The organism is Verrucosispora sp. ts21 (assembly GCF_002879555.1).
In the GTDB taxonomy this organism is placed as follows: Bacteria; Actinomycetota; Actinomycetes; order Mycobacteriales; family Micromonosporaceae; genus Micromonospora; species Micromonospora gifhornensis.
In genome coordinates this window covers 99672-106305 of the sequence record NZ_PNOZ01000016.1, presented here as the reverse complement: position 1 = coordinate 106305, position 6634 = coordinate 99672, and the positions used below count along the sequence as shown (strand labels likewise).

The window sequence follows — 6634 nt, the reverse complement described above, 5'->3', positions numbered from 1 at the left end:
GTTGGGGGTTGGGGGTTGGGGCATCGGCGCCTCGCCGGGCGGTGGGGTTGGGTCGTGGGGTGGTTATCGGGTCGTGGGGAGCGGGGTGGGCCTTCTAGAGTCGCGGCGTGATTGCTGACGGGGTGGGGATCGAGCCGGGTCGGGTCCTTGTGTTCGACGCCGATGACACGCTGTGGGAGAACAACGTCGTCTTCGAGCGGGTCATCGATGACTTTCTGGCCTGGCTGGACCATCCGACGCTGGACCGGGTGCAGCTCCGGGCCGTACTCGACGACATCGAGCGGGCCAACACGGTCGCTCACGGGTACGGCAGCAAGGTCTTTCTGCGGAGTCTGCGGGACTGCCTGGAGCGGCTACGACAGCGACCGGCCACCGAAGCGGAACGGCGCGACATCGACGCGTTGGCCATGGCGCTGGTGAACCACCAGGTCGAGTTGATGCCGGGGGTGGCCGCCGCGCTGGACGAGTTGGCCGGCCGGCACGAGTTGCTGCTGCTCACCAAGGGAGAACCCGAGGAGCAGCAGCGTAAGTTGGACGCCTGCGGACTGTTGCACCATTTTCAAGCCGCGCACATCGTGGCGGAGAAGAACGTCGAGACCTACCGCTGGTTGGTCCGGGAACATGCGGTCGACCCGGCTCGGGCCTGGATGATCGGCAATTCGCCGCGGTCGGACATCCTGCCGGCTCGTGCCGCCGGGTGGCGTGCCGTGTTCATCCCGAACGCCAACACCTGGGTGTTGGAGCACGACGAACTGGACCCGGCGGACGAGGGCGTGCTGCACCTCAGTGCCTTCCCCGAGCTGCTGCGGCACTTCTGACCGACCGGTTCACCGTGGTCGAGCTGCACGCCCGGCCGCGCGTCCGGGGTCCGATCTTGATCAGCGCCAATGGGTGATCGGGTGTTACAGCAACCTGCCACTTTTTCGCGTTGCTGGTAATCATCCGGGCTGGGGAGCACGCATTGTCGTGGCGCCGCCTAGCCTCGCCTTCGGCGCCGCGACTCGCCGGGGTGTGTCGCGGCGTCAAGGTTCGGTGTGGGGCACCGTGGAGCTGAGTGCGGGCGGGCCAGCCACCGTGCTGGGTTGGTCGATACGCCAGGTCGGCGCCAGGCCTGGCCCGCTGCCACGCCGAACCAGGGGTCAGGGCCGGGACGTGCGGGACCGGTCCTGACCCGAGAACATCATCACCGGACGGTGGGCGCGGCCCGGGTTGCATCGCCGCCGGAACAGGTCATCGCGCACACCAACCTGTGCTGGGCGCACCAGTTCGCGCCGGGTCGCACCGCCGGTACTGTTGCCACGGCAGATGTCACCTTCGCCAAGGCATCCTGACCTGGGCAGCCCAACGCACCCGCGCCGGCCCTCGGGTGTCGGTCGGGCTGTAGGTCCACGGTGACGAGGGGCGAGAACGTCCCGCGCCGGCCCGTACCGTGGCCGAGCCGGCAGGTTACGTCGAGCGCGGCGTCGACCGCGCAGTGACCGGTCGCGCTTTCTCAGGGGGGCTTCGCCCTCAGGGGGCTTCGCCTCGGACGATGGCGACCGCGACCCGGCAGAACTCGTCCATGTCGGGTTCGAAACCGGCGGCGATGTCGGGGTGCAGGCCGGACCGGGTCTCGTCCAGGAGTCGTTGGCACACCTGCTCGACCGGCTCGCCTGCGTAGTCGCTGCGGACCCGGACGGCGGCTGCCTGAAGCGCCGAGGTCAGCTGCTCCTCCAGCGGCCCGCGCAGCTTCTCCTGCACCGGGTCACGAGGTGTGAGCGTGACATGTGGCTCCGACATCGGCGCTCCCTTCGTCGGCGGCTGCGGTACCCCACCGCGGCCGTCCGTCAAACCGCCTCTGGTACGGCCGCCACGCGAACCTGGTACGAGAATTCCTCGGCCGGTTCCTCGGCGTACGACAGCCGGCGGATCTGCTTGTCGTCGCCGTAGACGGCGACATCGACCAGGACACCGAGATGGGCCAGCCCGATGTTGGCGACCCGCTTCTTGTCCTGCAACACCGCGCACACCCCGCCCAGCAGGGTGCTCGCGTCGGAGGTGCGATGTCCGGGCGGGCAGCGCAGGGTCACGTCCACCTCGATCGGCCCGGACAGGGGGGTCCAGCCGGTGTGCTGTGCCGCCTCGCAGGCGGCTTGCAGCAGCGCGCGTACTCTCGTCGCCTGCCGGTGTCCGGCGGCGAAGATGGACAACGCCTCGGTCTTGACCGGTGGCAGGCCGCTTACCTCGAACGTCAGGGCGAGAGTGCGGGTGTCCTGCACCACGACGGCACCTCCTCATTGGAGATGATCCTGCCCAACCGGTGCAGCGGTGGCGTGCTGTTCCGGGAGAACCAACCGATCGGGCGGATCGGGGGTCGGCCGGTGGCGTATCGACGGCGACGGCGTACGCGCTGACGGCGATGCTCGTTCAACGCTAGTGCACCCGGCGGCCACCCCGGTAGCACCCCGCACCACTGCACCCCGACCCCACACAAACGGCCACCCCACCCAACCCACCAGACGAACCACCATCCCCCACTCGCCCACCCACGCCCACCCCATCCCACCCACCCGTGACCCGGAGACAACTTCGGGGAAGATGTCGCCTTCTCGCACGGCGAGGCGACATCTTCCCCGAAGTTGCTGGGCGATCTCCCGAAGGGGTCAGCGGCGGGCGCGTTTGATTTCGTGGAAGGCCGGCATGCGGAGCAGGGGGAGCAGGTTGTCCCAGAGGGTCAGGGCGTCGTCGGTGGCGGGGACCTCGGTCAGGATCGGTCCGTGGATGCCCCGGTCGGCGTCGGGGACCATGAGCACGGGCGAGCCGATGTCGGGTCCGGCGGAGCCGTACGCCAAGGCGTGTGAGGCGTGTACGGCCTCGTCCCAGCGCTCGTCGTCGAGGGCGGCTGCCATGTCGTCGAGCCCGGCCGCCTCGACGGCCGCGTCGACGATCTTCCCGCTCGGCGGGTTGCCGGCGTCGTGGGTGCGGGCACCAAGTTCGGCGTAGAACCGGCCGGCGTCGGCGTGGCGGCCCTCGGCGCGCAGCGCCTCGACCAGGCGCAGCGCCCGGGTGGAGGCGGCTACCGCGTCGGCGTACTCCGGTGGGATGTTTCCGCCGTTGAGGATGCTGAGGCTGAACGCCCGCCACTCGATGCTCAAGCCGCGAGCTTCGGCGACGGCGACCAGCCAGCGGGAGGTCCGCCAGGTCCACGGGCATGCAGGGTCGAAGAAGAAGGTGGCATCCACCGCCCGAGGGTAGCGCCGACCGCGCGTCCCCACCGAGGTGTGTGATCTGGGCCACCGGTGTGCCTGTCCGGCGCGTGTCACCTGGGTCAGGTTTCGCGACTTCGCAGGTCGGGCAGTGTTGTCGCCACGAAACGTGGGGCCGGAGAACCAGCAGGTCACGGGCCTTGATCGTCTCGCCGTGCGCCGGGGCACGGGTGCCTTCCCCCGGCTGTTGGCCGACCTAGGAGGAGGGGGAGGGGGATGCCGACATGAGTGACCCAGACCAGGGTGAGCGCCGGCGCCGACCCCGGGTACGCGTGGCGGCGGCGGCCGCAGCGCTGACGTTGGTGGCACCGATGGCAGCCTGTGCCTCCGGCGACGACACCGGTGTGCCCGTGATCAACCTGTACTACCCGCCGGAGCAGAACCTTCAGCAGGTGGTCGACCGGTGCAACACCGAAGCCGCCGGCCGCTACCGGATCGTGAACCGGGTGCTGCCGCGGGAGGCCGACGAGCAGCGGGTGCAGCTGGTCCGGCGGCTCGCCGCCGCCGACGACGGCATGGACGTGCTCGGCCTCGACGTCACCTGGACGCAGGAGTTCGCCAGCGCGAAGTGGATCCTGGAGTGGACCGGATCCGACCGCGCCGAGGTGGAGGAGGGCACCCTCGAAGGCCCGTTGGAGACCGCGCGGTACGAGGACAAGCTCTACGGGGCGCCGAAGAACACGAACGTCCAGCTGCTGTGGTACCGCAAGGACCTGGTGCCGGAGCCACCGACCAGCTGGGACGAGATGATCTCGACGGCGCAGGGGCTCAAGGAGCAGGGCAAGCCGCATCAGGTGCTCACCATGGGCGCGCAGTACGAGGGCCTGGTGGTGCTCTACAACACCCTGGTGGCCAGTGCCGGCGGCAAGCTGCTCAACGACGACGGCACCGAGGCCGCGGTCGACGACGGCGCGGTACGGGCGCTGGAGGTGCTGCGCGGCTTCGCCACGTCGGGCGTGGCGTCGCCGTCGTTCAGCAACGCCACCGAGGACCCGGTACGGCTGGAGTTCCAGTCCGGCTCCGGCGCGTTCCAGGTGAACTGGCCGTTCGTCTACCCGGCGATGCAGGAGGCCAACCCGCAGCTCGCCGAGCAGGTCGGCTGGGCCCGGGTGCCGGGCGTCGACGGGAACACCCCGAGCCGGGTGACCATCGGCGGGGTCAACCTCGCGGTCAGCCGGTACTCCACGCATCCCGAGGAGTCCTTCGAGGCGGCCAAGTGCCTGCGCAACGCGGAGAACCAGAAGTTCTCCGCGATCAACGACGGGGTGCCGCCGACCATCGAGAGCGTCTACGACGACCCGGAGATGGACGAGGCGTACCCGATGAAGGAGACCATCCTCGAACAGCTGCGGGAGCCCGCCGTACGGCCGCTGACCCCGGCGTACCAGAGCATCTCCACCGTGACCTCGGCGATCCTGTCGCCGCCGGCGGCGATCGACCCGCAGAAGACCGCCGACGAGCTGCGTGAGGCGATCGCCGACGCCCTGGAGTCGAAGGGGGTCCTGCCATGAGCCAGCGACACCACACGGGGGTGAGAGCATGAGCGTCAACGCCACCCCGGCGGGCGCGGACGTGGCCGCCGACGGGACCGACACCGGCAGCACCGGTCGGCACGCCGCCGTGCCCGCGCAGCGCGACAATCGACGGCGCAAGCCGCCGCTGAGTGAGAACAAGCGGGCCGAGCGCCGGCTGGGTCTGCTGCTGTGCGCCCCGGCCGCGCTTGTCATGCTCGCGGTGACCGCCTACCCGATCCTCTACTCGGTGTGGCTGTCGTTGCAGCGCTACGACCTGCGGTTCCCCGCCGAGCGGGAGTTCATCGGTCTGCAGAACTACGTCACCGTGCTGACCAACGAGTTCTGGTGGACCGCGTTCGGGGTGACCATGCTGATCACGGTGGTCACCGTGGCCGTGGAACTGGTCCTCGGCATGGGCCTTGCGCTGATCATGCACCGTACGCTTGTCGGCCGCGGCATCGTCCGGACCTCGGCGCTGATCCCGTACGGCATCGTCACGGTCGTCGCCGCGTTCTCCTGGCGGTATGCGTGGACGCCCGGCACCGGCTACCTGGCCAACCTCTTCTCCGACGGCGCGCCGCTGACCGAGCGGGCCAGCGCACTGGCGATCATCATGCTGGCGGAGATCTGGAAGACCACGCCGTTCATGGCGTTGCTGCTGATGGCGGGCCTGGCCCTGGTGCCGGAGGATCTGCTCAAGGCGGCCTCCACCGACGGCGCCACCGCCTGGCAGCGGTTCACCAAGGTGATGTTGCCGGTGATGAAGCCGGCCATCCTGGTCGCGCTGCTGTTCCGCACCCTTGACGCGTTCCGGGTCTTCGACAACATCTACGTGCTGACCTCCGGGGCCAACGAGACCTCGTCGGTGTCGATGATCGCCTACAACAACCTGATCCGGGGGCTCAACCTCGGCATCGGCTCGACCATGTCGGTGCTGATCTTCATCACCGTGGCGATCATCGCGTTCGTCTTCGTGAAGCTGTTCGGTACCGCTGCCCCCGGCAGCGACGACGGGGAGAGGCGTTGACATGGCTGACACCACCGCCCGCCGCGCCAAGCTGCAGTGGGGCCTGCTGAACGCCGTAGTGGTCGTCTTCGCCCTGATCCCGGTGCTGTGGATCATGTCGCTGTCGTTCAAGACCCCGGCCACCCTCACCGACGGGAAGTTCATCCCCCGGGAGTGGACGCTCGACAACTACCGCAACATCTTCAACACCGACCAGTTCGTCCGGGCACTGATCAACTCGATCGGCATCGCGATGATCGCGACAGTGATCGCCGTTGTGCTCGGCGCGATGGCCGCGTACGCGATCTCCCGGCTGGACTTCCCCGGCAAGCGGCTGCTGATCGGGGTGTCCCTGCTGATCGCGATGTTCCCGCAGGTGTCGCTTGTCTCGCCGCTGTTCGAGATCGAGCGGCAGCTGGGTCTGTTCGACACCTGGCCGGGCCTGATCCTGCCGTACATCACCTTCGCGTTGCCGCTGGCGATCTACACGCTGTCGGCGTTCTTCAAGCAGATCCCGTGGGATCTGGAGAAGGCGGCCAAGATGGACGGCGCGACCCAGGCGCAGGCGTTTCGGCGGGTGATCGCCCCGCTGGCCGCGCCGGGCCTGTTCACCACGGCGATCCTGGTCTTCATCTTCTGCTGGAACGACTTCCTGTTCGCCATCTCGCTGACCTCCACCGAGCGGTCCCGCACGGTGCCGGTGGCGCTGTCGTTCTTCACCGGCGCCTCGCAGTTCGAGGACCCGACCGGGGCCATCTGCGCCGCCGCCGTGGTGATCACCGTACCGATCATCCTGTTCGTCCTCTTCTTCCAGCGCCGCATCGTCTCCGGCCTGACCTCCGGCGCCGTCAAGGGATAGGTGGGTTTCT

7 protein-coding genes are annotated in these 6634 nt (G+C 68.9%); 4 read left to right on the top strand and 3 right to left on the bottom strand.

The window, feature by feature from the left end:
- The first annotated feature begins 122 nt into the window (after positions 1 to 122).
- Complete coding sequence (locus tag C1A38_RS09705; RefSeq protein WP_102657495.1) at positions 123 to 818, top strand: HAD family hydrolase; 696 nt, start codon at positions 123 to 125, stop codon at positions 816 to 818.
- A gap of 691 nt (positions 819 to 1509) precedes the next feature.
- Here C1A38_RS09705 and C1A38_RS09695 read toward each other — a convergent pair.
- The 3 genes from C1A38_RS09695 to C1A38_RS09685 form a co-directional block, all read right to left on the bottom strand.
- Positions 1510 to 1779, bottom strand: a complete 270-nt coding sequence (locus C1A38_RS09695) for a hypothetical protein (protein WP_102657494.1) — start codon at positions 1777 to 1779, stop codon at positions 1510 to 1512.
- A gap of 47 nt (positions 1780 to 1826) precedes the next feature.
- Positions 1827 to 2258 carry a RusA family crossover junction endodeoxyribonuclease gene (locus tag C1A38_RS09690; protein WP_102657505.1) on the bottom strand — a complete coding sequence of 144 codons (432 nt, stop codon included), beginning with the start codon at positions 2256 to 2258 and terminating at the stop codon, positions 1827 to 1829.
- Between the two features lie 384 nt (positions 2259 to 2642).
- The gene (locus tag C1A38_RS09685) at positions 2643 to 3221 is read right to left on the bottom strand and encodes a DsbA family protein (RefSeq protein WP_013734788.1); all 579 of its coding nucleotides are present in this window, start codon (positions 3219 to 3221) and stop codon (positions 2643 to 2645) included.
- A 248-nt stretch (positions 3222 to 3469) separates the two neighbouring features.
- Between C1A38_RS09685 and C1A38_RS09680 the strand changes: the two genes are divergently transcribed.
- Genes C1A38_RS09680 through C1A38_RS09670 form a run of 3 tightly spaced genes read left to right on the top strand, consistent with a single transcriptional unit; the run spans position 3470 to position 6624 of the window.
- Positions 3470 to 4756, top strand: coding sequence for an ABC transporter substrate-binding protein (locus tag C1A38_RS09680; protein WP_102657493.1), 1287 nt, complete (start codon positions 3470 to 3472; stop codon positions 4754 to 4756).
- Positions 4757 to 4784: 28 nt separating this feature from the next.
- Positions 4785 to 5786, top strand: coding sequence for a carbohydrate ABC transporter permease (locus C1A38_RS09675; RefSeq protein WP_102657492.1), 1002 nt, complete (start codon positions 4785 to 4787; stop codon positions 5784 to 5786).
- Position 5787: 1 nt separating this feature from the next.
- Positions 5788 to 6624, top strand: a complete 837-nt coding sequence (locus C1A38_RS09670; RefSeq protein WP_102657491.1) for a carbohydrate ABC transporter permease — start codon at positions 5788 to 5790, stop codon at positions 6622 to 6624.
- Positions 6625 to 6634 lie beyond the last annotated feature (10 nt).

Bases quoted from the DNA above. Each gene is read 5' to 3' on its own strand.
- C1A38_RS09695 (WP_102657494.1), bottom strand. From the start codon at position 1,779: ATGTCGGAGCCACATGTCACGCTCACACCTCGTGACCCGGTGCAGGAG.
- C1A38_RS09680 (WP_102657493.1), top strand. From the start codon at position 3,470: ATGAGTGACCCAGACCAGGGTGAGCGCCGGCGCCGACCCCGGGTACGC.
- C1A38_RS09670 (WP_102657491.1), top strand. From the start codon at position 5,788: ATGGCTGACACCACCGCCCGCCGCGCCAAGCTGCAGTGGGGCCTGCTG.
- C1A38_RS09675 (WP_102657492.1), top strand. From the start codon at position 4,785: ATGAGCGTCAACGCCACCCCGGCGGGCGCGGACGTGGCCGCCGACGGG.